This is a genomic window from Tepidiforma sp., assembly GCF_034432735.1.
In the GTDB taxonomy this organism is placed as follows: Bacteria; Chloroflexota; Dehalococcoidia; order Tepidiformales; family Tepidiformaceae; genus Tepidiforma.
This window is the reverse complement of the sequence record NZ_DAOUBJ010000080.1, coordinates 1-1,853: the sequence shown is the minus strand read 5'-3', so window position 1 is coordinate 1,853 and position 1,853 is coordinate 1. Positions and strand designations below refer to the sequence as shown.

1 protein-coding gene is annotated in these 1,853 nt (G+C 65.0%); it reads right to left on the bottom strand.

What is annotated here, in order from left to right:
• A partial coding sequence (locus tag VAE53_RS08005; RefSeq protein ID WP_322818847.1) for a helicase-related protein occupies nucleotides 1–1,732 on the bottom strand: 1,732 nt, incomplete at its 3' end.
• Between the last annotated feature and the right edge of the window lie 121 nt (nucleotides 1,733–1,853).

The following is a 1,853-nucleotide window of genomic DNA, read 5'->3' as shown; positions in this document are numbered from 1 at the left end:
TGAGCAGCTCCTCGCGGGCTTCGGGGCGGGCGAACCACTGCCGCACGTGGGGCTCGAAGACCGGCCATTCCTTCGCATCGCCGAACTCACCGTGCACACTTTCGCGGCCGCCTGGAGCGCTCTTCCCGAGTTCCTGCCGGGCAGCAGCGAACGCGCGCCGGAGCGCCTCCTTCACCACGACGCGGCGAAAAATGGGCATGCTCGAGGTGTCGAGGTAGGGCGGTGGTGGCGGATCGCCGGTGATCGACTCGGGGCGCTGGAAGTAGAAGTCGTCGTGACTCCGTCCGCGGCAGAAGGTCACCGCGTACGACAAGGGGTTCCCTCGGCGGCCTGCGCGCCCCACGCGCTGCTGGTAGTTGAACCGCCGAGGGGGCATGTTGGCCAAGAGCACCGCGTTCAGCGCACCGATATCGACACCAGCCTCCATGGTCGTCGTTACGCTCAAGACGTCGATACCCTCGGGGAGGGGGGTCTCGGTATCGATGAAGATTTCCTGGAAGCGGCGCTGACGCGTGGGTCGCTCGTCGAGATCGGTCTGACCCGTCAGTTCTTCGCAGCGCATCCGGAAGGGACGGCCGTCGAATCCCGTCGCCAATCGGAGGTAGTAGTCTTGGTCGCGCGTGAAGGACTCGCTTCGCAGCTCGGGTAGGCGCTCGCGGTCCGAGGGGCGGCAATCCGGGCAGTATCGGTAGTTCAGAAGGAATGTCGCGCGGCACCGCGGGCACCGATACACGGTCGATAGGTCCGATGGCGGCAGCTCCAGGTAAAGCGCTTCCGGAAGGAGGACCAAGCCCGATTCCGAAGCAATGCCGACTCCTGCGTTCAGGAGCTCTTTTTTTACCTCCTGGGCCGAAACCCCGATCGCGGAGAGATATGGGCCGGTGATCTTCGGTGGCAAGTCGTCCTTGGCCCCTACCTGGTAATAGTCACTTCGTGTGTGCCTGTGGCGAACGCCAAGCATGCGGATCACAGCCTCGGCGGCGAGGACAACTTCCGGCCCCGCGCCGGGTGTTGGGCGATAGGTCATGCGCCCCTCGCCCAGCCCCTCGAAGCCGCGAGCCATGTGGTGGAACGCAGTGAAAAGGAGTTCGCCTTCGAGGGCGGACCGCAGACGTTGTTCGTGTCGCTGATCCTCTGGCTCGACCGGGTCACGACGCTGCGGCCCATCAGCACCCCAGTTGTAGAGCTGGTGCCAGGGCTTCTTTTTCGCGTCGTCGATCCATACGGACTCGAACGCCGCTCCGCCGGGGCAGATTCCCGCTTCGAGCAGCGCCCTTTCCACTGCCAAGACGATGCGCCCGAATGGCACCCGTCCGGGATAGTCCTGCAGGAGGCGCTCCCACTCCTCGCGTGCTGGCTTGTTGTTCGGGTCCAAGCCCATCGCCCAGCGATACGCCTCGTTTTGTGCTTCGGCGCCGAGAAGGTCGCGGAAGCCGGGATTGGCGATCGGCGGTGACGCCAGCAGGTCAGCGTAGAGTTTGGGGTTGACGCGGGCCAGCTCGGAACGTCGATCGGGGAAGCGTTCGGTGATCTCGCGGGTGAACGCCAGCAGTGTCGGCCAGAACTTGCGAAAGGCATCGAGGAGTGCGAGCCGCACCATATCGCGGTAGTGATCGAGCTCCATGCCGGCACTGAGCTTGGCGGCGTCCTGGCGGCTGTCCGAGAACACTACCAGCTTGCGATCCGTTCGCTTTGCCTGCGGTATCTCCCGGAAGAGGCTCGCAGCGAGCACCTGTGCCCCTTTCTGGAAGCCCGTGCGGTGGGGACGGATGGGGGAAGGAAACCCTTTCGAACGGCGCCGGTAGTCCGTCCCGCAGCGGGGGCAGATGGAGGGCATCGCGGTCGTCGTACTG